The organism is Mesorhizobium sp. LMG 17147 (genome assembly GCF_024297145.1).
In the GTDB taxonomy this organism is placed as follows: domain Bacteria; phylum Pseudomonadota; class Alphaproteobacteria; order Rhizobiales; family Rhizobiaceae; genus Mesorhizobium.
In genome coordinates this window covers 1-21,335 of record NZ_JANCTC010000005.1, presented here as the reverse complement: position 1 = coordinate 21,335, position 21,335 = coordinate 1, and the positions used below count along the sequence as shown (strand labels likewise).

Below are 21,335 nucleotides of genomic sequence, written 5' to 3'. Positions count from 1 at the left end.
ATGACGGCTGAAACAACACGCGTGGACGTGCAGGGCGCCAGGCAGGGCGCGGCGATGGTGGCCGTGCATGTGGTTCGCCGGCTGCGCGAAGCCGGTGACTGGCAGCGCGAGATGGAGGGTATCCTCCAAACGCTTTGCGAAGCCATGGATTGTCACCGCGGCATCCTGTTTCGCCTGCGCGAACTGCCTGGCCAGGGCTTCGCCCAGTCGGTCGCCGCTTATTGGATCGCCCCCCGGTTTGGCGGCGAGCTGGCGTCACCGACCGTCATCATGCAGTCGGTCGTCGATTCGGACCCATTGCTGGAACGGCTGGCGGAGGACGAGCGTCAAGGCAAGATTTTCGCCGGGCACACACGCGATCTCGAAGGCTTTCTGCGGACCGATTTCGAAAAGCAGAACATCAAGTCGTTCCTGTCGGTGTCGGTCTTTTCGCACGGCAATTTGTGGGGCACGCTGGCGGTCAACGACTGCATCCACGAACGCGAATGGACCGACCAGGAAGAGGCGGCGCTGCACATGGTGGCACTCGCCATCGGCGATGCCATCGAACGGTCGCCCTCCGACGCGCATGCCAGCGACGTCATTCGCCGCACCATGCTGCAGGCCTCGCTCGACGCTATCATCGTCATCGACGAGACCGGCTCGATCATCGAATTCAATCCGGCCGCCGAGAAGATGTTCGGCTATCGGCGCAGCGATATCCTCGGCAAGGACCTGCTCGATACGGTCGTGCCGGAATATTACCGCAAGGGCTATGCGTCAGGCGCCGAATACATGTCGGGCCGCGGCGCGCCGATGGTCGGCCAACGGCTTGAAACGGTCACCCAGAATGCCGCTGGCGAGGTTTTCCCGATCGAGCTGACGGCAACCGAGATGCGGGTCGCCGATCGCCAGCTGATCTTCGGCTCGATCCGCGACCTGCGCGACAAGTTGCGGGCTGAGGAGGAAATCAACCGCCAGCGCGAAAAACTGCACCAGAACGAGAAGATGGCGGCAATGGGCTCGCTGCTTGCCGGCGTTTCGCACGAGCTCAACAATCCGCTGGCCGTGGTTGTCGCCCAGTCGACGCTGCTGCACGAATTCGCCGCCGATCCGCAGACCAAAGTGCGCGCCGAAAAAGTGCGCGCCGCTGCCGAGCGCTGCGGCCGTATCGTCAAGAGCTTCCTGTCGATGGTCCGCCTGCACCCGGCCGCACAGGCCGAAACCGACCTCAACCAGGTGATCCGCGCCGCACTCGAAGTGACCGCCTATGGCGCACGGTCGAGCGGCATCATCATCGACACCGATTTCGCCAGCGGCCCGCTGCTGGCGATGGCAGATGCCGACCACGTGACGCAGGTGGCCGCCAACTTCCTCATCAACAGCCAGCATGCCTTGGCCGGCGTTGCCGGCGACCGCCGGATCAAGGTCCGGACGTTTCGCAGCGACCGCGGCAATCCCGGATTCTCGGTCGAGGATAACGGACCAGGCGTGCCGGAAGCGATACGTTCACGCATATTCGAATCCTATTTCACCACCAAGCCGGTCGGTGTCGGTACCGGCATCGGTCTGTCGATCTCGAAATCGATCATCGAGCGGCACAATGGCAATATCTGGTTCGAGGAGGTTTCGCCGCGAGGTGTGCGTTTTGTCGTGCAGCTGCCGGCGATCGCGGCCGGCGCGGCCGCCGCCGGCGAAGCTCCGTCGCGGTCGAGCGGCTTGCGTCACGCGCTGATCATAGACGATGAGCCGGATGTCGCCGCGTCGCTGTCCGACATTCTGGAGTTGATGGGTATCAAGTCGCGGATCGTGCCGGCCTGGGTCTCGGCCGCCGCGACGCTGAGTGGCCATGTCCCGCCGGACATCGTGTTTTCCGATTTGCGCATGCCCGGCACCAGCGGCATAGCCGCCTATCGCGAGCTACTCGGCGAATTGCCGGGTCTGGCGCGGCGCTTCGTGCTTGTCACCGGCGATCTGATCGGCGCGAAAGGCGAGATCGAGGCGCTGCCGGCGCCGCAACGGCCGCCAATCCTCGAAAAACCGTTCAGCACGCTGGATGTGCGCGGCGTGCTCTCGGCCATTGCCGAGCAGGCCGCTCTGGGCGGCTAGACTCCGCCATCTCTCCCGGAAGAAAAAGGCTCCCGGCCGACATTGCGGCGGGAGCCTGACTGGAGTGCTGGAGGGCGCTCGCAAAAATCAAAAAACGTTCGGCGTATCGGCCAGCGGGGCGGCGTTGGCGATCATGCGGACCGGCCGTGCCTTGCCCGACTGGGCGGCGATGACGCGCAGGCAGTCCAGGCTCTCGGCGCCCCAGGCCTGCCCCTTGCAGGCGAAATCGATCTCCGAAATCGGCAGGCGCGCCGTCTTGGTGGTGGTCGTCGCGCCATCGATGAGGTTGGCCGGCGGGTTCAGTGAGGCGAAGGCCGGACCGACGGTCGGCGTCAACGCCATGCCGGCAAATGCGGCGGACGCCAGCAGCATGAACATCGCCATTGGATGATCACTGGCGCGCTGGCGCAGCGCCAGCTTCGGGCGCCGGTCGTTACGTTGGGGACCCTGCTGGCGAAGGTCGGTATTGGTGACCTGGATTTTCGTACGCATCGTCGTTTCCTTCGGTCTTCTTCTTTTCTCTGTTGAAACGAACCTAATCGCACCTTGTAACCGGCCAACGATGATGGATTAACGATTGTGTAACCGGCATGAAACCAAGCCCGCGGCCATTCCTGGGCAAACCGATCAGGCGTAGCCGGCAGCACCGGTGGCATTCTCGTTTTCAGCTACCCACGGCACCAGATCCACGTCGCCTTTCCAGGCCCACGGAGCGTCGGGGTTCAACAAGTGTAAGGGGATTAACGTCCGGAATTCCCGGGATTTTCCTGGCTTCGATTGTTCGGACTCGGCTCTCAAATCCCGCTCGATTTCCCGTCAAAAATTCGCCCCATTTTCGCAAGCCATTGCATTTCAACGGGAAATATGCTTTTATTGAACGAGCATTCAATAAATAAAGAGCCTTTATGAACCCCCATCTGCGTGACGTGGCAATTCCCAACGATTGGGATCGGCGGGGGCTGCCGGGCTGGAGCTATCATTCCGACGCCTTGCTCGAACTCGAGAAAGAGCACGTCTTCCGCAATCATTGGCAGATCGCCGGCCATGTCTGCGACGTGCCGAACGCCGGCGACTATCTGACGATGGATGTGGTCGGCGAGCGGGCGCTGATCGTGCGCGGCAAGGATGGCGTTGTACGCGCCTTCAACAATATGTGCCGCCACCGCGGCAGTCGCGTTGTCGCCGACAGCCAGGGCACTTGCAAGAACGCGCTGGTCTGCCCTTTCCATGGCTGGGTCTACAATCTCGACGGCACACTGCGCGGTGCTGCCCGCCCGCGTTCCTTCCCCGACCTCGACAAGACCGAATTCGGCTTGATGCCGCTCGAGCTCGAAGTCTGGATGGGCTTCATCTTCATCCGCTTCCGCAAGGGTGCGCCGCAGCCATCCGTGGCCGAGCTGTTGAAGCCGATCGAAGCCGAGATTGCTCATTATGGCGTAGTCGAGATGGTGCCGTCCCGGGGCATCTGGACCCAAAACACGCCGGTCAACTGGAAGTCGGTGCGCGACGTCGACAATGAAGGCTACCACGTCGCCATGGCACATCCGGCACTGCAGGATCTTTACGGTGCAACCTATTTCGACGAGCCGTTCGTCAACGGCGTGTCGCGCTCGTTCGCCACTTACAATCCGCATGCCGGACGGCGCTGGAGCGTCGCGCAATATATCAAGCTCGCACCCGAGGCGAAGCACCTGCCGGAGCACCTGCGCAAGGCCTGGATCTACTACGGCATCTTCCCGAACAACGTGCTGTCGATCATGCCGGAATCGGTACAGTTCTATCAGGAATTCCCGCTGTCGACGGGTGAGACGCTGCTGCGCGGCGCCATCTACCGCTATCGCGACGAGACCAGGCAACAGGCGGCTGCCCGCTACCTGTCCTACCGCATCGATCGCGACACGCTGGCCGAGGACGTGCAGCTTTCGATGTGGTCCAACGAATCCATGCTGTCCGAAGCCTTCGGAGGTTTTTACCTCTCCGATCTCGAATATGGCGTGCGCACCCACCACGACCATTTACGTAAGCAAATTCCCGTGCTCGGATTGGAGACTGCGCCCGAGGAGAAGGATATGTGGGCACTCAACGAGGCGCTCAGATCACGCTCCTGACGCCCTGGTCCTCAGGCCCAAATGGCGACCGGAATGCCTAAACGATCGGCGAGCGGCGGATCCGGAAACGGCATTGCCTCGCCTCGGACGATGCGTCCGGCAACCACCATCATTGCCGCGGCGTCGAGGAAATCGTCGGCGGCCGCGCCGCGCGGCGGCGTCTGTTCGAGAAAATCCTCGCCATAGCCATGCTGGGCAAGCAGCGCCTTGCGTTCGGCCATGCCGGCCGGATTGATGTTGCCCCTGATCTTCTTGGGCAGGCGCATAGCGCGGTCGCCGTTCAGTTTGCAGAAGGCAACTTCCGGATGCGATTCGAAGACGCGGCTGCGCAGTTCGGGCCGCGCGATCAGCAGCGAATCGATCTCGCGGATCTTGGCGAAGATGCCGAAGGCCTGGATCGAGACGCCGCGCGGCGGATCTGATGTCGTCCTGGCCACCTCGCTTGCCTTGCGATGTGCGGCATACCAGGCATCGACCGTGGTGAAGGCTTCGATCTCGGCGTAGAGCGAGGCCCGGGAGGGGATGGCAAAGACACTGGACTGCCGGGCCCCGAGCAGCGGCCGCACCAGCGCCTCCGGGCCGCGACCGCCTCTTTGCGAGAAATCGGGCAGGCCGATCGGCATGTCGACCGCCACGATCGCATTGACGGGCAGTCGGTCGAGCAACGCCGCGAAGCTTGGGAAAACGGCTGTAGACGGTGCCGCACCGGGATCGCGGCGGACGGCTATCCAGCCAGCCTTGCAACCGTCGACGCCGACAAGCACAACGTCCTCGGGCGCATCGTCCTGCGGCACGGCGTTTTCGGCCTGCGTCACGCCCGGCGGTCCCGTTCCGGATGCAGGAGATGGCGAAGCTGCACCATCGCCATTGGGTGCGACAGGCTCTGGGCATCGGTCTCGAGCTGCAATTCGTCGCCACCGCGCTTGGCGGTGCGCGCCAGGATCTCGTAGACCGCCGCGGTGGTCGATTGCAGAGCCTTGGCGGCCGGCTGGCCGGACAGGATCCGCGCCAGGTAGACGGCAGCCGTCAGGTCACCGAGCCCATTCGGCGGCTTGTCGATGAGCCGGTGTTCGGCAAGCAGCGCCTCCCTGCCTGTGAGCAGCAAATTGCCGGTGCCGCCGGCCATCATCGCCGGCGCCGAAGTGACCAGCATGGCCGGTGGGCCGGCCTGCAGGGCCGCAGCCATTGCCGATTTCAGGTCTGGCAGCGGCGCTCCGGCCATCCATTCCAGCTCATAGCGGTTGGGCGTGGCGATATCGGCGATCGGCATCAGCCGGTCGCGCATGGCGATAGCGGTCGGCTCAGGTACGTAGAGGCCGCCCGAATCGCCCATCACCGGGTCGCAGATATAGAGGGCTTCCGGTGTCTTCGCCTTGACCGCGCCGACCAGCGAAGCAACGGCATCGGCCTGGCCAGCCTCGCCGAGATAGCCGGACAGCACGGCGCCGACCTCGCCCAGCCACGGCGCGCGCTCGAGGTCGGTCATCAGCGCCTTGAACTGGTCCAGCGGCGGCACGATGCGGGTGGCCCGGCCATGGCCCGGATGCCAGGGCAAAATGACGGTCGGCACCGCCCAAACCGGAAAGCCGAGCGTCTCCAGCGCAAAGACGGCGGCACGGTTGCCGACCGAGCCACGTGCGACATGGCTGGAGACGACGATGACCGCGCGCGGCGCGTCGGTTTTTTCGGCACTCATTGATTTTCCTAACTGCCCCTGGTGACGAAAAGCACGAGCCAGATCAACAGGCCGATGGCAATAAGCAAGCCCGCTGCCCGACCGATGCGGGTGCCCCAATATTCGATCGGATCCGACCGGTCGGCATCGGCCGCGGTGACGCGGTCGCGCGCACCTCTGGCTGTTCGCGCGAGGAACGAGGTGCCGCCCGGGTCGGTCTCGCGCGCCACCCGCTCGATGATGCGGCGCGATTCCGCGTCGCTGTCGTGGCGTTTCGCCATGGTGATACCCCGTTTCATGCCGAGCTTAACCCGTTCGCCTTGCCTGTCACAGGGCCTGACGGTGAATGGCAGAAACCAGTAACACTTCTCGGCCGAAGTCATTTTCTTACGCAAGGATTGTGCTAATGCTTCGCCTGCCAATGCTATCGAGGGGACCTTATCATGCTCGCCCAGCGCCTTTGTTCACCGCCAATCTTCCGTAATATAGCTGCGTTCCTGGTCATGGCCGTCATGCTGCCGCTGCTTGCGGGCTGCGGCTACAACACCATCCCGACAGCTGAGGAAAACGCCAAGGCAGCATGGAGCGAGGTGTTGAATCAATACCAGCGCCGCGCCGATCTCATCCCCAATCTTGTCAACACGGTCAAGGGATACGCCGCGCACGAGAAGGATACGCTCGATGCCGTGGTCGAAGCGCGCGCCAAGGCGACGCAGGTGACTGTGACGCCGGAAACGCTGAACAATCCGGAAGCCTTCAAGAAATTCCAGGACACCCAGGCCGGCTTGACCAGCGCGCTGTCGCGCCTGCTGGCAGTGGTGGAGAACTACCCCGATCTCAAGGCCAACCAGAACTTTCTGGCGCTGCAAGCACAACTCGAAGGCACCGAGAACCGCATCACGGTCGCCCGCCGCGACTATATCCAGGCAGTGAGAGAGTACAATCTGACGCTGAGGACCTTTCCGTCGGTGATCTGGGCGACCTTGTGGTTTCGCGGCAACCAGCCGTTTGCGAACTTCACCATCGAGGAGGATAAGATGCAGCCGCCGAAGGTCGATTTCGGCACCAGCACCACGCAAGGCGGGTGAACGGCGCCTGTTGAGCCTGGGCCTGTTGGCCTTGTATTCCTTCGCGCCCCCCTCTGTCCTGCCGGACATCTCCCCACAGAGGGGGGTGGGAAGAAACGCCGGCCTGATTTTTCTTGGCTTCGTTCTAACCTTTCTCCTGCTCCCTCTCATCGTTCTCGCCGCCGAATTGCCGGCGCTGACCGGACGGGTCGTCGACAATGCCGGCATCATCGATGCCGCAACCGAGGCGGCGCTGACGCAGAAGCTTGCCGATTTCGAGACCAAGGGTTCGGACCAGATCGTCGTCGCGACCATCCCCAGCCTCGACGGCGAGGAAATCGAGCCTTACGCCAACCGGCTGTTCCGCGCCTGGAAACTGGGCCAGGCGAAGGAGAACAACGGCGTCCTGCTTCTGGTGGCGCCGAACGACCGCAAGATGCGCATCGAGGTCGGCTATGGGCTGGAAGGCACGCTGACCGACCTGCACACCAAGCTGATCATCGAAAACGACATGGTGCCGGCCTTCCGGGCCGGCGATTTCTCTGGCGGCATCAGCAAGGCCGTCGATGACATGATCATGGTGCTGGAAGGCAATCCCGAAGAGCTGGAAGCGCGCGGCAAGCGCAACCAGCAGGCGCCGTTCAACAGCGACGATCTGTTCTTCACGATCTTCATAGCGATCTGGGCAATCATCTTTTTCGGCGGCCTCGCAGCCTCCATCCTGCCGCCGATCTTCGGCCAGAAGATCGGTCCGGGCCGCTATCGCTGGTTGGGCATGACCTTCGAGCCAAACCGGCGGTCGTCCGGCGGCTGGTCGGGAGATTCCGGCGGGGGATGGTCGTCGGGTTCAAGCGGTGGCGGGTTTTCCGGCGGCGGCGGTTCGTCCGGTGGCGGCGGCTCCTCGGGAAGTTGGTGACGAGATGACAAGACACGCCATCAGCCCGGTGGAATTCAGCCGTTTCATCAAAACGATCGGCACCGCGCTTATGGCCATGGCGGTGCTGCTGGTCGGCTTCGCGGCCATTGCCGCCGAATTGCCGGCGCTGACCGGACGGGTCGTCGACAATGCCGGCATCATCGATGCCGCAACCGAGACGGCGCTGACGCAGAAGCTTGCCGATTTCGAGACCAAGGGTTCGGACCAGATCGTCGTCGCGACCATCCCCAGCCTCGACGGCGAGGAAATCGAGCCTTACGCCAACCGGCTGTTCCGCGCCTGGAAACTGGGCCAGGCGAAGGAGAACAACGGCGTCCTGCTTCTGGTGGCGCCGAACGACCGCAAGATGCGCATCGAGGTCGGCTATGGGCTGGAAGGCACGCTGACCGACCTGCACACCAAGCTGATCATCGAAAACGACATGGTGCCGGCTTTTCGTGCCGGCGATTTCTCCGGCGGCATCAGCAAGGCCGTCGATGACATGATCATGGTGCTGGAAGGCAATCCCGAAGAGCTGGAAGCCCGCGGCAAGCGCAATCCGGCGAATGACAATCCTGTCGATCCCATCTTCGTTCTGTTCATCGTCCTGTGGGCGACGATGTTCTTCGGCGGCCTGGCAATGGCATTCCTGCCGCCGATCTTCGGCACGAAGCTGTCGCCGGGCGTGTACAAGTGGCTGGGCATGACGTTCCGCTACGGCCGTGGGCCAGCGTCGTCATCCTCCGGTGGCGCTGGCTGGACGTCGGGGACCTCGTCCGGCAGTGGCTGGTCGTCTGGAAGTTCCGGCAGCGGTTGGTCGTCCGGAAGTTCGGGCGGTGGGTTTTCAGGTGGCGGCGGTTCGTCCGGCGGCGGCGGTTCTTCAGGAAGCTGGTGAGACATCAATCATGGCAACACGACCGATCAGCCCCGAGGATCATGAGCGCATCGCCGATGCGATCCGCGCTGCCGAAGCAAAGACCGACGGCGAGATCTACTGCGTCGTGGCGCATGCCAGCGACGGCTATTTCTTCCCGGCCGCTTTCATGGCGATGCTCGGCATGCTCGTCGTCAGCCTCGCCGTCGGTTACGGGCTGGAAGCCTGGTGGCTGTCGATCCGCTTGCCGCATTTCGTCATCGCCGAGCTGCTGGCGCTTGCCAGTGTGCTCATCCTGTTGTGGGCATTGCCCGCATTGCGCATCCATTTGGTGCCGAGGCGTCTGCGCTACCAAGCCGCCCACGCCAATGCGATGAAGCAGTTTCTCGCCCGCAACGTCCACCGCACCACGGCGCGCACGGGCGTGCTGGTGTTCGTCTCGATCGCCGAGCGCTATGCCGAGGTGGTCGCCGACAGCGGCATCGATTCTCGTGTCGGCCAGCATGTCTGGGACGGTGTCGTCCGCGACCTTACGGCGCATGCCGGCGACGATCGGCTTGCCGACGGGTTCGTCAAGGCGATCGAAGCGGTCGGTGCGGTACTGGCCGAGCATTTTCCGGTCTCGACCGGCGACAGCAACGAACTGGACGACCATCTGGTCGAGATTTGATCTCGCTAAAAGCGGTTTTCCAGCGTCTCAAGGACGCACTGTTCGGCTGTGTGAAAGCATCGCGGCGGCCGACCGGACTCTTGCAATCGGGCGCGGCGGGTTTATGGTTAACCAATCATGAATACGCTGAGCATCGACATCAGGAAAGCCGAACCACGCGATGCAGCCGCCATTGCCGACGTGCATCTCGAGGCCTGGCGCGGCGCCTATTCGGGCATCATCCCGCACCGTACACTGACATCGATGATCAACCGCCGCGGTGCCGATTGGTGGGCAAATGCCATTCGCCGGGCCGCCACCGTCCTGGTCGTCGAAATCGGCGGCAAAATTGCCGGATACGCGACGATCGGCAAGAACCGAGCACGTGAACTCAGGCAGCAGGGCGAGATCTACGAGCTTTACTTGCGGCCGGAGTATCAAGGCATCGGGCTCGGCAGCCGGCTGTTCGCAGCCGCACGGGCACGGCTGGCCGACCATGGCCTGAAAGGCATGGTGGTGTGGGCGCTGGAAGACAATCAGAACGCACTTGCCTTCTATGCCGGCGCCGGCGGACGCGATGTGGCCGAGGGCGTCGAGATCTTCGAGCAGAAGGCGCTGAAGAAGGTCGCTTTCGTCTGGGAATGACGGCCAGCGCATGATCCGGCCGGTTTCGGTTCGGACGATCCCCCCAGTACCATTCGCCGCATTGCACCATTCGCCATCGGCCGCTATCGATCTTCAATCGAGAGAGGGATAAAGCGATGCGGATCGAAGCGATTGCCAGCGGAAAGAACCCGCCCGAGGACGTCAACGTCATTATCGAGGTGCCGATCGGCGGCGAGCCGATCAAATACGAGATGGACAAGGAGGCCGGCACGCTGTTCGTCGACCGCTTCCTTCACACTTCGATGCGCTATCCCGGCAATTACGGTTTCGTACCACACACGTTATCGGGCGACGGCGACCCGATCGACGTGCTGGTCTGCAACACGCGCGCGCTGGTGCCAGGCTGCGTTATCAATGTGCGGCCGATCGGCGTGCTGGTGATGGAGGACAATGCCGGCCAGGACGAGAAGGTCATCGCGGTGCCTTCGCCCAAGCTGACCTTACGCTACGAGGACGTCCACGAATACACGCAATTGCCTGACATTACCCGCCAGCAAGTGCAGCATTTCTTCGAGCACTACAAGGATCTCGAACCCGGCAAATGGGTCAAGATCGAAGGCTGGTACGATGCGGCCTATGCCAAGAAGATGATCGTCGAGGCAATCGAGCGGGCCAAGCGCAAGTAATTATCGGGCGCAAATAATCAGTTGTCGACGCGGCCGAAAGCGGGCGCGTCGCCGATCACTACGCGCTTGTCCTTGCCGCAGGCGAAGGTGGGTGCCTTCTCGTCGGCAAGCTTGCGCGCCTGATCGTTGGCGGCGGGATTACCGGTGGCGAGCACAAGGCCGATCGTGCAGCCTTCGTGGGTGTCAGGCTGGGCAACCTTGGCGACGATCAACACTTCCGTCGACTTGTTCTCGCCCTCGGTATCGCTGATCGAGCGACGATGAATGGCGGCGAACGGAATGGTGGTTTTGCCGTTGGTTTCGATCCGCCACTCGACTTTAGGTCCAGCCGAGTTGAGGCCGGAAAAGCTTTCCCAGACCGTGGTCATATCGCCGGGTGGAAAGCCGTAGAACAGCGATTCCCGCGCGTCGTCGTAGGAAACCATCACCGGGTAGCCGCCATAACCCGAACAGGCGAGGTCGGCCCAGTCGCCGTCGCCTTCCTCCGCCTGGGCATAAGTCACGCAGTCCTTCTCCCAGACGAGATCGGTATAGACGCTGGATATGTCGCCAGCCCGGGCGGCATTGCAGAAGCCGGCGAAGGCAAGCGGGATCAAAAGAGCGCGCATGGCGGACAACTCCGTTCGGGCTGCCGCAGCGTACCGTCAAATCTAGCAGCAGCCTAGACGAACTCAGGCTGCTCACAGTGATCTGGTAAACGGTACGCTATTTCTTCAAGCTTGCCTCGATCAGAAGGTCGGCGTTGCGGGCGACCGACTGCGCCGGCCCGCCGACACCGAACAGCTGGCCGCTGATATAGGCGCCCTCGATCAGGAGCAGCAGCCCGTCGCCCAGCGTGTCGGCGTCGCCGGCGCCCATCTCTGCCGCCATGGCACGCAGGCGCCGGCGCAATTCCTGCTTGTTGGCCTCGCTCACGACGCGGGCCGGATGGCCATGTTCCGGATATTCGACCGCGGCATTGGTCATGCCGCAGCCGCGATAGTCGGGCTTCTGCGTACGCTTGCCGACACGCGTCAGGAAGGCGACGATCTGCGCGCGCGGATCGCCGGGATGGGCATTCACCGCCTCGTCGAAGCGCTCCCAAAATTCGAGCTCATAGTGCCGAAGATAGGATGCGGCCAGCTCATCCTTGGACGGAAAGCTGCGGTAAAGGCTGGGCTTGGTGACGCCGGCACGCCGCACGATCTCGTCGACCCCGATCGCCCTGATGCCTTGCCGGTAAAACAGGTCGCGCGCCACCTGGAGAATCCGTTCGGCGGCGCGAGGCGGCGATGCGTCATTCGCCTTGATCGTTGGTTCAATGCTTTTCATGTCTGGTGTACCGATTAGCTGGTTGACAATGTTACCGGTCGGTACGTATGTTTCGCGCTCCTGCAACGTACCGGTCAGTAACATGATAGCTCAATCCCGCCCGTTTGGCCAGCGCTACGCTTTCGTCGTGGTCGCCGTCATCTTCCTTTGCCTGCTGATCGCAGCGGGCCTGCGTTCGGCGCCGGCAGTCATGATGCTGCCGCTGGAGAACAGTTTCGGCTGGCGGCGCGACGTCGTCTCGCTGGCCGCTGCCACTGGCATCTTCCTCTATGGCCTGACCGGGCCGTTTGCCGCGGCGCTGATGGAGCGGATTGGGCTGCGCCGCACCTTGCTTGCCGCGCTGCTTTTGATGTCGGGATCGACCGCGCTCAGCCTGTTGATGACCAAGCCGTGGCATCTGCTCCTCACCTGGGGCGTGTTTTCCGGCGTCAGCTCGGGCGCCGTCGCCACCGTGCTCGGCGCAACCATCGTCAACCGCTGGTTCAAGACCAATCGCGGCCTGGTGATGGGACTGATGTCGGCGTCCAGCGCCACCGGGCTGCTGGTCTTCCTGCCGTTGCTCGCCTCGCTCGCCCAGTCAGGCGGCTGGAAGCCGGTCGCCATCGCCATTGCCGTGGCCACCGCCTGCCTGGTGCCGCTGGTCTATATGCTGGTGCCGGAGCGCCCGGCCTCGATCGGCATGGTCCGCTATGGCGCCGATGCCGACGACGTGCCGCCGGCGCCGCCGGCCGCGCAAGGCAATTTCCTTTCGCATACGCTGAGCACGCTGCGCCGCGCCGCCGGCACGCGCGTGTTCTGGTATCTGTTCGCCACTTTCTTCGTCTGCGGCTTCACCACCAACGGGCTGGTCGGCACGCACCTGATCGCCTTTTGCGGCGACATGGGCATAGGCGAAGTGCAAGCCGCCGGCCTGCTGTCGATGATGGGCATTTTCGACCTGATCGGCACGACGCTATCAGGCTGGCTCACCGACCGTTTCGACCCGCGCAAGCTGCTCGGCGTCTATTACGGCATCCGCGGCCTGTCGTTGATCTATCTGCCCTATTCCGGCTTTTCGGCAACCAGCCTGATCATCTTCGCCGTGTTTTACGGACTGGACTGGATCGCCACGGTGCCGCCGACGCTGAGGCTTTCCAACGAGGCGTTCGGCGACCGCAGCGGACCGATCGTCTTCGGCTGGATCGTCGCCGGCCATCAGGTTGGCGCCGCGACAGCGGCCTTCTTCGGCGGCACTATGCGCGAGCTGCAAGGCAATTACGAGCTTGCCTTCCTGATCGCCGGTATGACGGCAATAGCCGCCGCCTGCATCTCGCTGCTGATCAACACCAGCCGCCCGGCCTTCGAGCCGGAACCGCAGGCGGCTTAGGGTGCACAGTTGAGTGCTAATCTCCCCCGTTGAGGGGGAGATGGCCTCGAAGCGGCCAGAGGGGGTCGGTTCGGCTGGGCTCGGCCTCTTATCGCAGACGCAGGAAGCCGGCGCTCCACGCGAGGCGACGCCCTCTGTCGCCTGCGGCGACATTTCCCCCTCAAGGGGGGGAGATCGCCCGCCTGTTCACTGTTATCAAACCTTCATCGTTTCGAAATGTGCCTGAAACATTGAAGCTGGAGCTTGGCGGCGACGTTCAACGCCATCCAGGAGACAGCCATGAACAAGATTTCGATGACGCGGCGCGCTTTCGTCACGTCGGCCAGCGCCGTTGGCCTGGTCGGCGCGTCGGGCCTCGCGCTTCCCTATTACTCGCGCGCCAATCAGCGCCCGGCCTTTACCCACGGGATCCAATCCGGCGACGTCGACGCGACCAGCGGCATGGTCTGGGCGCGCACGGACCCGCCGTCGCGCGTCATGTTCGAAGTGTCGTCGACGGAGAGCTTCGCCAATGCCGTCCGCCTGGCGCCGCTCGATAGCTCGCCGGCCAGCGACTATACGGTGAAGCGGCTGCTTACCGATCTCGCCTCCGACCAGGACATCTTCTACCGCATGGTCGCGGCCGATCTTTCCGATATCAACGCCGTTTCCGAGCCGATCGTCGGCCGCTTCCGCACGGCACCTGCCTCGAAGCGCGACATTCGTTTCGCTTGGTCGGGCGACACCGCCGGCCAGGGCTGGGGCATCGACGACACCGGCATGAAGACCTACGCCACGATCGCCAAGCACACGCCGGACTTCTTCCTGCATTCGGGCGATACGATCTATGCCGACGGCGCGATGAAGGACGAGGTCGACCTGCCCGGCGGCGGCAAGTGGAAGAACACCGTGCTGATCGACGAAAAACGCAAGGTTGCCGAGACGCTGGATGAATACCGGGGTCAGTGGAAATACAATTTGATGGACAGGAACGTGCTGGCGCTGAACGCCATCTGCCCGACGTTCTACCAGTGGGACGACCACGAGGTGGTGAACAACTGGTCGGATTCGAAGGATCTGAGCGCCGACGACCGCTACACCGAAAAATCCATCCATGTACTGACGGCACGCGCGGCGCGCGCCTTTCACGAAATGACGACGATCCGCTACGAGCCGTCTGAGCCCGGCCGTGTCTACCGCAAAATCGCCTATGGGCCGCTGCTCGATGTGTTCTTCCTCGACATGCGTTCCTATCGCGGCCCCAACGGTCCGAATATGCAGGAGACGATGACGCCGCAATCACGCATCCTCGGCGAACAACAGACGAAATGGCTGAAGCGCGAGCTGGCGAATTCCAATGCAACCTGGAAAATTATCGCCGCCGATATGCCGCTCGGCCTCGTCGTCTGGAACGACGGCAGTAAGAAGGTCGGGGCCGAGGCAATCAGCAATGGCGACAATGGCGCGGCCAAGGGGCGCGAGCTGGAAATTGCCGACCTCCTTCGCTATATAAAGAACGCGGGGATCAGCAATACCGTCTGGCTAACCGCAGACGTGCATTACACAGCCGCGCATTATTACAATCCGGACAAGGCGCAGTTCCAGGACTTCAATCCGTTCTGGGAATTCGTTTCGGGTCCGATCCACGCCGGCACATTCGGACCGAATGCTTTCGACATGACTTTCGGCCCGGAGCTGAGGTTCATCAAGGCACCGACCGCCGAACAGGGTCAGAACCTGCCGCCGTCGGCCGGCCTGCAGTTCTTCGGGCTCGTCGACATCGATGGAGCCACCGAGCAGTTGACGGTGCGGCTGATGGATCGCGACGACAGCGAACTCTACAAGGTCACGCTCGATCCGGTGCGGTCGGCGTGAGATTGCCTTTTAGGACCACCCCGAAGGTGGATGTGCATCAATCGGGATAGCAGACGACGGGAATCTTGGGCCAGACGGCGCTGTTGCATCCGGCGTTTTTTTGCCTTTGCTTGAAGGCGGTGCTGACCGGTCCGGTCACCACCGGGTCGACGCCGTCCGGAGCATCGGCAAAAAGCTGCTCTGCCGAGCGCTTGTCGGACGGCAGAGCAGACCGCGTCTCCTTGGACGGCGCGGCCGATTGCGCCGCGCTTGCCGCGAGGAGGACGGCGAGCGCGGTACATGCCAAAATCGGCCGGAGTTTGATGCCTGTCTCGATCATGAAATTCGAACTGTCCGGACCACGAAAGGTTCCGCCTTGGTTAATAATTCCACTTCACACCAAGACATTTAAGATTTGGTGACTTTATTTGGTGGCTTGCCTCCTCTTTCGCAAATGCGAAAAACCCTGTATGAGCCGCCCAACCGAAAGAGGCAGCGCCTTTTGGCCTGCTGCCTGCAACGCTCCCGAGACCGAAACATGAAAATCCGCAATATCGCGATCATCGCGCACGTCGACCATGGAAAAACCACCCTCGTCGACCAGCTCCTGAAACAGTCCGGCTCGTTCCGCGACAACCAGCGCGTCGCCGAGCGCGCCATGGATTCAAACGATCTTGAAAAGGAACGCGGCATCACCATCCTGGCCAAGGCGACCTCGGTCGACTGGAAGGATACCCGCATCAACATCGTCGACACGCCCGGCCACGCCGATTTCGGCGGCGAGGTCGAGCGCATCCTGTCGATGGTGGATTCGGCCATCGTGCTGGTCGACGCCGCCGAGGGCCCGATGCCGCAGACCAAATTCGTCGTCGGCAAGGCGCTCAAGGTTGGACTGAAGCCGATCGTCGTCATCAACAAGATCGACCGGCCGGATGCGCGCCATGTCGAAGTGGTCAACGAGGTGTTCGACCTTTTCGCAGCACTTGACGCCACCGACGAGCAGCTCGACTTTCCTATCCTTTACGGTTCAGGCCGCGACGGCTGGGTCTCGGAAAACCCTGAAGGCCCGAAGGACCAGGCTCTGGCGCCGCTATTCGACCTCGTCATCAAGCACGTGCCGGCGCCGACCGTTCATCCCGGCCCGTTCCGCATGATCGGCACCATCCTGGAAGCCAATCCGTTCCTCGGCCGCATCATCACCGGCCGTATCGAATCCGGCACGCTGAAATCCAACCAGGCGGTCAAGGTGCTGCACCATGACGGCACCCAGGTCGAAACCGGCCGCATTTCGAAGATCCTCGCCTTCCGCGGGCTTGAGCGTCAGCCCATCGAGGAAGCGCAGGCGGGCGACATCGTCGCCATCGCCGGCCTGTCGAAAGGCACTGTGGCCGACACCTTCTGCGACCTGTCGGTGACCGAGCCGCTGCACGCGCAGCCGATCGATCCGCCGACGGTGACGATGTCTTTCCTCGTCAACGATTCGCCGCTGGCCGGTACCGAAGGCGACAAGGTGACCAGCCGCGTCATCCGCGACCGCCTGCTGCGCGAGGCCGAAGGCAATGTCGCGCTGAAGATCGAGGAATCACCTGACAAGGATTCGTTCTTCGTTTCCGGCCGCGGCGAATTGCAGCTGGCCGTGCTGATCGAGACGATGCGCCGCGAAGGTTTTGAGATCGCCGTGTCGCGGCCGCGCGTCGTCATGCAGAAGGGCGATAACGGCGAATTGCTGGAGCCGGTCGAGGAAGTCGTCATCGACGTCGACGAGGAGCATGCCGGCGTCGTCGTGCAGAAGATGTCGGAGCGCAAGGCCGAGATGGTCGAGTTGCGCCCTTCGGGCGGCAATCGCCAGCGCATCGTCTTCCACGCGCCGACGCGCGGCCTGATCGGCTACCAGTCGGAACTGTTGACCGACACGCGCGGCACCGCCGTGATGAACCGGCTGTTCCATGCCTATGAGCCTTATAAGGGCGAGCTGCCGGGCCGCACCAACGGCGTGCTGATCTCCAACGAACAGGGTGAATCGGTGGCCTATGCCATGTGGAACCTGGAAGACCGCGGCCCGATGGTCATCGATCCCGGCGTCAAGGTCTATCAGGGCATGATCATCGGCATCCATTCCAGGGACAACGATCTCGAGGTCAACGTGCTCAAGGGCAAGAAGCTGACCAACATCCGCGCCGCCGGCAAGGACGAGGCGGTGAAGCTGACGCCGCCGATCCGCATGACGCTGGAACGCGCGCTGGCCTGGATCCAGGATGACGAGCTGGTCGAGGTGACGCCGAAGACCATCCGGCTGCGCAAGCTCTATCTCGACCCGAACGAGCGCAAGCGTTTTGAGAAGTCGGCGAAAGTGGTCGGCGCGGCATAAAGGGCAATACCGCGCAGTGAGCGGTAAACTCGTCACGGCTGTCATATACGACAATCGACCCGAGCCCGAAGTTTGCGTGTCGATGCTCGACGCGTATGGAATTTACGCTCTCGCGAATTATCTTCTCGACACGGGCTCGGCTTGATCCATGTGCAAGTCGCCGACAGCGATCTCGATGCGGCCAAGGATTTGATTGGCTCGGCCCCCAAAGAGGGCGACTGACCTCTGGCCGCAACTGTCTCCGATTGCGGATGCCCTTGCCGTCGCCTCATCTGCCTGCAGCCGAAATGATATCGTCCCGGTCTGGTTCGCCAGACAGGTGGATGCGGATCGCCGTTCCCGTCCGCGCCGGCCTGCGCAAGGCTTTGGCTCCGTCCGGACTAATGACCAGCAATCGTTTCTCTTCCCAAACCTGAAGCCGCGATCGCGAGACACCGAGTTCGCTGGCGAGCAACCGGTCGAGCCGCAGCGCTGTCGGCATTTCGAGCCAGAGCTGGAGTTCGAGAGCGGTGGTGTTTCTCAGCCTGTCGCCGAGCACCTCCTTATGAACGGCGGCTTCGGGAAACTCCTCGACGCGCCCGATACTGCTTCGCAATGCGGCAACATCGAAGGCATGGCGCCGCGCCAGGACCGGATCGTTGCTTTCGAGCGCCTGCAATATTGCCGGTTCGATATCCCGGCGGCTGCAGCGCTCCAGAATGCCGAAATTCCAGGAATTGTCGCAGTCGATGCAGCGGTAGATCAACCAGGCGTCAATGCGCTTGCCATTGGCATTGACGCGGAATTTGCCGCTGCAGCGATAGGCTTTCAGGCCGCCGCAGCGATTGCAGTTGAGGTGAGGTCGAGGTGCGGTTTTGGGCGCGATCGCCCAGCGGATGCGCAGTATCGAAGGCATGCCGAAAAGCCCTTCCCGTCGGGAAGTTCGTCAGATCGGCGATATCGAGAACCCCTTGCGGGCACGGCGTGGCGAGAGACTGCGGCAGTTGGAAATCAGGTGTCGCGGGTGGTTATGCGCGACAGCGGTTCAGCAGTGCCAAACCGGTCTCGAACCGCCACCCTGAAGAACAGGTCATGTGAAAACAGGCACCGCGACTGCGACGCCCTGCTCTGGGTTGGGGGAGTTGACGAGACCGGCGGTTACGTAGGCAAAGTGAAGCTCGGAAAGGATTTCGGAACGACATCTCTAGCCGTGAGGTGCCTGGCGGACAAGCCTTCTTTCGGTAGACGCTACCGTCGCCGGAACAGTTGGGTTATGTTGAACACCCCAAACACTTCAAACGAGACCCCGTCATGCATTTCACGTCGCTGCTGATTTTTGCCGGCGCCCTGCTTGTTGCCGCCGGCTCGCCCGGCCCGTCGATCGCCGCTCTTGTGGCGCGGGTCATCGCAAAGGGCTTCCGCGACGTGTTTCCGTTCCTGCTTGCGATGTGGATCGGCGAAGCGATCTGGCTGTCTCTGGCGGTGTTTGGCCTCGCCGTGGTGGCGCAGACGTTCCATTATGCCTTTGTCGTCGTGAAGTGGGTCGGCGTCGCCTATCTCGGCTGGCTTGCCTGGAAGATGTGGACGGCACCGGTCGAGGCGAAGGAAGGTTCGCTGCCGCGCGAAGATTCTCCTGCCAAGCTGTTCTTTGCCGGCATGGCTGTGACGCTCGGCAACCCCAAGATCATGATGTTCTATCTGGCGCTGCTGCCGACCATCATCGACCTCGGTTCGGTCAGCGTGGTCGGCTGGGTCGAGCTGACGGCGACCATGGCAGTGGTCCTGGTCGCCATCGATTTGACCTGGGTGCTCGCCGCATCGCAGGCGCGCAAGCTCTTGAGAAGCAAGCGGGCGATGAAGATCGCCAACCGCATCAGCGCCGGCACCATGGCCGGCGCTGATGCGGCGATCGCGGCGCGGTCCTGAGCCGGCGCGTCAACCCATTTCGATGATCGGCGCGATCTCGATACTAAAGGCTGGGTCGGTCAAGATAGGACAATCCTTGGCCTTGCCGACGGCATCGTCGATGTCTTTTGCTTCGATGATGGTGTAACCAGCGGTCGGATTGCTGCCGCCGTTGTTCTCGACCTTGCCGCCAGGCAGCACGGTCTTCGACATGCCGACTGGATTGCCACCGTCGACCACCGCTGAGCCGAGCTTGCCGTACCAGCCGGTCCAGGCATCCATCGCTGCCTTCCGTTCGGCCTCCTCGGTCGGCATCTTGCCCGAGCCATGATAGACGTAGAGAAATTTCGCCATGTTCTCCTCCTCTGATCGGCGGCATCGAACCGGCATGCGGTCATGCCGCATGCCGATCATCTGACCAAACCGGCAAACAAGCAACGAGAATGCGAAGTAGCTAATATAATGTGCGGTTGGCCCGCAACGGCGGCGCCCTATCGAGCCATCGCGTGGTATTCATCGTTCGGCCGCATATCGATTGCCGATGCCAGCCGGTTCGACATGTTGAAGAATGCCGCGGTCGAGGCGACATCCCATATGTCGCGGTCGGAAAAGCCGACTTGCCGCAGCGCCGCCCGGTCCGCTTCGACGATCTTTGCCGGTTGCTCGGTCAGCTTCACGGCGAATTCGAGCATGGCGCGTTGCCTGTCCGACAGCTTGGCGGCGCGAAAATTCATCACCATCATCTCGCCGAAGGCGGGGTCGCCGGAAAGCTGGCGCACCGCCGCGCCATGCGCGGCCAGGCAATAGTAGCAATGGTTGACCGAAGAGACGGCGACCGCGATCATCTCGCGCTCGAGTTTCGACAGGCCGGATTCACCCAGCATCAAATCATTGTACATGTCGGTGAAAGCGCGCAGCTTCTTCTCGTCGAAGGCATAGGCGAGTAGCACATTGGGAACGAGGCCGAGTTTCTCCCGGCATTTGGCGAAATAGGCCTTGGTCGCGTCGCTCAGCTCCGCCGGTGCCAGGTCAAGTGCGGTGATTTTGTCCGTCATGGCGGATTTCTCCTCGTTTTTCGCCAGGCTGCCGGTGAATTCCGACATTTCGTCGCAAGCCGTCAAACCTTTGTCGCCAAATACCCGTCATCTGTTAGCATAGCCGCAAAAACATGCGACGGGAGGGACTCATGGCCAGTGTAAAGTCAGCGAGCCGGTTGAAAAAAGCCGGCCTGACGAGGGGTGAAGCCGCGGGTGGCGAAAAGCCCGGCAGGCTTGCCGACTACCTGCTGGCCCGAGCTCCGGCCGAAGATGTCGCCGCCTACGACGTCATCGATCTCGAACGCGCTGCCGAACTCGCCGGCCGCGCAGTGGCCAGGCACAAGAAGGACGACTGCGTCGTTGCCATCGACGTCGATTCCGGTGTCGTCCGCCAGGGTCGGCCGATGACGGTGATCACCGTCGTCAACGACAACATGCCGTTCCTGTTCGATTCCGTCCTTGGCGAGATCACCGAGAGCGCCGGCGAGCCGCTGCTGGTTACCCACCCGGTCATAGTAGTCAGGCACGGCAAAAACGGCGTCGAGGAAATCCTCGGCGACGGGGGTTATGCCAAGGGCGACCACAGCCATGACCGGCTGAGCGTCATCCATGTCCATATCGGCCGCCTTTCGGCCGAGCAGGCTGAAGGTCTGGCCGCGCGCCTGACCAAGCTGCTCGGCCAAGTGCGCGCCGCCGTCACCGACTGGAAGCCGATGCTCGCCCGCCTCGACCAGGCGATTTCGGAATTCCGCTACTCGCCAGTGCCGCTCGACAAGGCCCATGTCACCGAGGCGATCGCCTTCCTCGAATGGCTGCGCGACGACAATTTCACCTTCCTCGGCATGCGCGAATTCAACTACACCGGCG

At 62.6% G+C, this 21,335-nt stretch carries 22 protein-coding genes and 1 pseudogene; 13 read left to right on the top strand and 10 right to left on the bottom strand.

Going from position 1 to position 21,335, the window contains the following annotated elements; all coding sequences use genetic code 11:
- Window positions 1–2,088: a PAS domain S-box protein gene (locus NMG46_RS11430; RefSeq protein WP_254817756.1), complete on the top strand. Its 2,088-nt coding sequence runs from the start codon at window positions 1–3 to the stop codon at window positions 2,086–2,088.
- An 87-nt stretch (window positions 2,089–2,175) separates the two neighbouring features.
- Here NMG46_RS11430 and NMG46_RS11425 read toward each other — a convergent pair whose 3' ends face one another.
- A complete protein-coding gene (locus NMG46_RS11425; RefSeq protein ID WP_254817755.1) occupies window positions 2,176–2,580 on the bottom strand; it encodes a hypothetical protein in 405 nt (134 codons plus the stop codon).
- 413 nt (window positions 2,581–2,993) lie between these two features.
- On the opposite strand from NMG46_RS11425, the gene NMG46_RS11420 reads away from it, so the two are divergent.
- Window positions 2,994–4,196 carry an SRPBCC family protein gene (locus NMG46_RS11420; protein ID WP_254817754.1) on the top strand — a complete coding sequence of 401 codons (1,203 nt, stop codon included), beginning with the start codon at window positions 2,994–2,996 and terminating at the stop codon, window positions 4,194–4,196.
- A gap of 11 nt (window positions 4,197–4,207) precedes the next feature.
- Here the strand turns inward: NMG46_RS11420 and NMG46_RS11415 are convergent, their stop codons facing one another.
- Genes NMG46_RS11415 through NMG46_RS11405 form a run of 3 tightly spaced genes read right to left on the bottom strand, consistent with a single transcriptional unit; the run spans window position 4,208 to window position 6,152 of the window.
- Window positions 4,208–5,011, bottom strand: coding sequence for a DUF429 domain-containing protein (locus tag NMG46_RS11415; protein WP_254817753.1), 804 nt, complete (start codon window positions 5,009–5,011; stop codon window positions 4,208–4,210).
- Window positions 5,008–5,892, bottom strand: a complete 885-nt coding sequence (gene pdxY, locus NMG46_RS11410; RefSeq protein WP_254817752.1) for a pyridoxal kinase PdxY — start codon at window positions 5,890–5,892, stop codon at window positions 5,008–5,010. The genes NMG46_RS11415 and pdxY overlap by 4 nt, the downstream gene beginning before the upstream one ends.
- An 8-nt stretch (window positions 5,893–5,900) precedes the next feature.
- Complete coding sequence (locus tag NMG46_RS11405) at window positions 5,901–6,152, bottom strand: hypothetical protein (RefSeq protein WP_254818056.1); 252 nt, start codon at window positions 6,150–6,152, stop codon at window positions 5,901–5,903.
- Between the two features lie 162 nt (window positions 6,153–6,314).
- Between NMG46_RS11405 and NMG46_RS11400 the strand changes: the two genes are divergently transcribed.
- The 6 genes from NMG46_RS11400 to ppa all read left to right on the top strand — a co-directional run bounded on the left by NMG46_RS11400 (window position 6,315) and on the right by ppa (window position 10,669).
- Window positions 6,315–6,959 (top strand): LemA family protein, encoded by a 645-nt coding sequence (locus NMG46_RS11400; RefSeq protein ID WP_254817751.1) that lies wholly within the window; start codon window positions 6,315–6,317, stop codon window positions 6,957–6,959.
- Between the two features lie 103 nt (window positions 6,960–7,062).
- Window positions 7,063–7,854, top strand: a complete 792-nt coding sequence (locus tag NMG46_RS11395) for a YgcG family protein (RefSeq protein ID WP_254818055.1) — start codon at window positions 7,063–7,065, stop codon at window positions 7,852–7,854.
- Window positions 7,855–7,924: 70 nt separating this feature from the next.
- Entirely contained in the window at window positions 7,925–8,749 is an 825-nt protein-coding gene (locus NMG46_RS11390) for a YgcG family protein (RefSeq protein ID WP_254818054.1), read from the top strand.
- 10 nt (window positions 8,750–8,759) lie between these two features.
- Entirely contained in the window at window positions 8,760–9,398 is a 639-nt protein-coding gene (locus NMG46_RS11385; protein WP_254817750.1) for a TPM domain-containing protein, read from the top strand.
- A gap of 117 nt (window positions 9,399–9,515) precedes the next feature.
- Window positions 9,516–10,022 carry a GNAT family N-acetyltransferase gene (locus NMG46_RS11380; RefSeq protein WP_254817749.1) on the top strand — a complete coding sequence of 169 codons (507 nt, stop codon included), beginning with the start codon at window positions 9,516–9,518 and terminating at the stop codon, window positions 10,020–10,022.
- A gap of 116 nt (window positions 10,023–10,138) precedes the next feature.
- On the top strand, window positions 10,139–10,669 hold the full coding sequence (ppa, locus tag NMG46_RS11375) for an inorganic diphosphatase (protein WP_023721304.1): 531 nt from the start codon (window positions 10,139–10,141) through the stop codon (window positions 10,667–10,669).
- A 17-nt stretch (window positions 10,670–10,686) separates the two neighbouring features.
- On the opposite strand, the gene NMG46_RS11370 is transcribed toward ppa, so the two are convergent.
- Both NMG46_RS11370 and NMG46_RS11365 read right to left on the bottom strand, forming a co-directional pair.
- The gene (locus tag NMG46_RS11370) at window positions 10,687–11,277 is read right to left on the bottom strand and encodes a hypothetical protein (RefSeq protein ID WP_254817748.1); all 591 of its coding nucleotides are present in this window, start codon (window positions 11,275–11,277) and stop codon (window positions 10,687–10,689) included.
- A 97-nt stretch (window positions 11,278–11,374) separates the two neighbouring features.
- Window positions 11,375–11,980 carry a TetR/AcrR family transcriptional regulator gene (locus NMG46_RS11365; protein ID WP_254817747.1) on the bottom strand — a complete coding sequence of 202 codons (606 nt, stop codon included), beginning with the start codon at window positions 11,978–11,980 and terminating at the stop codon, window positions 11,375–11,377.
- Window positions 11,981–12,062: 82 nt separating this feature from the next.
- Between NMG46_RS11365 and NMG46_RS11360 the strand changes: the two genes are divergently transcribed.
- The gene (locus NMG46_RS11360) at window positions 12,063–13,346 is read left to right on the top strand and encodes an MFS transporter (protein WP_254817746.1); all 1,284 of its coding nucleotides are present in this window, start codon (window positions 12,063–12,065) and stop codon (window positions 13,344–13,346) included.
- Window positions 13,347–13,625: 279 nt separating this feature from the next.
- Window positions 13,626–15,200 (top strand): alkaline phosphatase, encoded by a 1,575-nt coding sequence (locus NMG46_RS11355; protein ID WP_254817745.1) that lies wholly within the window; start codon window positions 13,626–13,628, stop codon window positions 15,198–15,200.
- A gap of 37 nt (window positions 15,201–15,237) precedes the next feature.
- Here the strand turns inward: NMG46_RS11355 and NMG46_RS11350 are convergent, their stop codons facing one another.
- Window positions 15,238–15,519: a hypothetical protein gene (locus NMG46_RS11350; RefSeq protein WP_254817744.1), complete on the bottom strand. Its 282-nt coding sequence runs from the start codon at window positions 15,517–15,519 to the stop codon at window positions 15,238–15,240.
- Window positions 15,520–15,717: 198 nt separating this feature from the next.
- Here NMG46_RS11350 and typA point away from each other — a divergent pair, with 198 nt between their 5' ends.
- Entirely contained in the window at window positions 15,718–17,547 is a 1,830-nt protein-coding gene (typA, locus tag NMG46_RS11345) for a translational GTPase TypA (protein ID WP_254817743.1), read from the top strand.
- A 268-nt stretch (window positions 17,548–17,815) separates the two neighbouring features.
- On the opposite strand, the gene NMG46_RS11340 is transcribed toward typA, so the two are convergent.
- Window positions 17,816–18,442 carry a DUF1062 domain-containing protein gene (locus NMG46_RS11340; protein ID WP_254817742.1) on the bottom strand — a complete coding sequence of 209 codons (627 nt, stop codon included), beginning with the start codon at window positions 18,440–18,442 and terminating at the stop codon, window positions 17,816–17,818.
- A gap of 395 nt (window positions 18,443–18,837) precedes the next feature.
- On the opposite strand from NMG46_RS11340, the gene NMG46_RS11335 reads away from it, so the two are divergent.
- Entirely contained in the window at window positions 18,838–19,452 is a 615-nt protein-coding gene (locus tag NMG46_RS11335) for a LysE family translocator (protein ID WP_254817741.1), read from the top strand.
- A 9-nt stretch (window positions 19,453–19,461) separates the two neighbouring features.
- On the opposite strand, the gene NMG46_RS11330 is transcribed toward NMG46_RS11335, so the two are convergent.
- Together NMG46_RS11330 and NMG46_RS11325 are read right to left on the bottom strand one after the other, a co-directional pair.
- Window positions 19,462–19,785 (bottom strand): hypothetical protein, encoded by a 324-nt coding sequence (locus tag NMG46_RS11330; RefSeq protein WP_254817740.1) that lies wholly within the window; start codon window positions 19,783–19,785, stop codon window positions 19,462–19,464.
- A 137-nt stretch (window positions 19,786–19,922) separates the two neighbouring features.
- The gene (locus tag NMG46_RS11325; RefSeq protein WP_254817739.1) at window positions 19,923–20,486 is read right to left on the bottom strand and encodes a peroxidase-related enzyme; all 564 of its coding nucleotides are present in this window, start codon (window positions 20,484–20,486) and stop codon (window positions 19,923–19,925) included.
- Window positions 20,487–20,617: 131 nt separating this feature from the next.
- On the opposite strand from NMG46_RS11325, the pseudogene NMG46_RS11320 reads away from it, so the two are divergent.
- Window positions 20,618–21,335 (top strand): annotated as a pseudogene (locus tag NMG46_RS11320) (NAD-glutamate dehydrogenase domain-containing protein); the annotation flags it as partial.

Excerpts from the sequence above, each read along its gene's own strand:
- NMG46_RS11370 (WP_254817748.1), bottom strand. The coding sequence starts at position 11,277 with ATGCGCGCTCTTTTGATCCCGCTTGCCTTCGCCGGCTTCTGCAATGCC.
- NMG46_RS11385 (WP_254817750.1), top strand. The coding sequence starts at position 8,760 with ATGGCAACACGACCGATCAGCCCCGAGGATCATGAGCGCATCGCCGAT.
- NMG46_RS11390 (WP_254818054.1), top strand. The coding sequence starts at position 7,925 with ATGGCCATGGCGGTGCTGCTGGTCGGCTTCGCGGCCATTGCCGCCGAA.
- NMG46_RS11380 (WP_254817749.1), top strand. The coding sequence starts at position 9,516 with ATGAATACGCTGAGCATCGACATCAGGAAAGCCGAACCACGCGATGCA.
- NMG46_RS11430 (WP_254817756.1), top strand. The coding sequence starts at position 1 with ATGACGGCTGAAACAACACGCGTGGACGTGCAGGGCGCCAGGCAGGGC.
- NMG46_RS11365 (WP_254817747.1), bottom strand. The coding sequence starts at position 11,980 with ATGAAAAGCATTGAACCAACGATCAAGGCGAATGACGCATCGCCGCCT.
- NMG46_RS11425 (WP_254817755.1), bottom strand. The coding sequence starts at position 2,580 with ATGCGTACGAAAATCCAGGTCACCAATACCGACCTTCGCCAGCAGGGT.
- NMG46_RS11400 (WP_254817751.1), top strand. The coding sequence starts at position 6,315 with ATGCTCGCCCAGCGCCTTTGTTCACCGCCAATCTTCCGTAATATAGCT.
- pdxY (WP_254817752.1), bottom strand. The coding sequence starts at position 5,892 with ATGAGTGCCGAAAAAACCGACGCGCCGCGCGCGGTCATCGTCGTCTCC.
- NMG46_RS11330 (WP_254817740.1), bottom strand. The coding sequence starts at position 19,785 with ATGGCGAAATTTCTCTACGTCTATCATGGCTCGGGCAAGATGCCGACC.
- NMG46_RS11335 (WP_254817741.1), top strand. The coding sequence starts at position 18,838 with ATGCATTTCACGTCGCTGCTGATTTTTGCCGGCGCCCTGCTTGTTGCC.
- NMG46_RS11350 (WP_254817744.1), bottom strand. The coding sequence starts at position 15,519 with ATGATCGAGACAGGCATCAAACTCCGGCCGATTTTGGCATGTACCGCG.
- NMG46_RS11420 (WP_254817754.1), top strand. The coding sequence starts at position 2,994 with ATGAACCCCCATCTGCGTGACGTGGCAATTCCCAACGATTGGGATCGG.
- NMG46_RS11325 (WP_254817739.1), bottom strand. The coding sequence starts at position 20,486 with ATGACGGACAAAATCACCGCACTTGACCTGGCACCGGCGGAGCTGAGC.
- NMG46_RS11405 (WP_254818056.1), bottom strand. The coding sequence starts at position 6,152 with ATGGCGAAACGCCACGACAGCGACGCGGAATCGCGCCGCATCATCGAG.
- NMG46_RS11340 (WP_254817742.1), bottom strand. The coding sequence starts at position 18,442 with ATGCCTTCGATACTGCGCATCCGCTGGGCGATCGCGCCCAAAACCGCA.
- NMG46_RS11360 (WP_254817746.1), top strand. The coding sequence starts at position 12,063 with ATGATAGCTCAATCCCGCCCGTTTGGCCAGCGCTACGCTTTCGTCGTG.
- typA (WP_254817743.1), top strand. The coding sequence starts at position 15,718 with ATGAAAATCCGCAATATCGCGATCATCGCGCACGTCGACCATGGAAAA.
- ppa (WP_023721304.1), top strand. The coding sequence starts at position 10,139 with ATGCGGATCGAAGCGATTGCCAGCGGAAAGAACCCGCCCGAGGACGTC.
- NMG46_RS11355 (WP_254817745.1), top strand. The coding sequence starts at position 13,626 with ATGAACAAGATTTCGATGACGCGGCGCGCTTTCGTCACGTCGGCCAGC.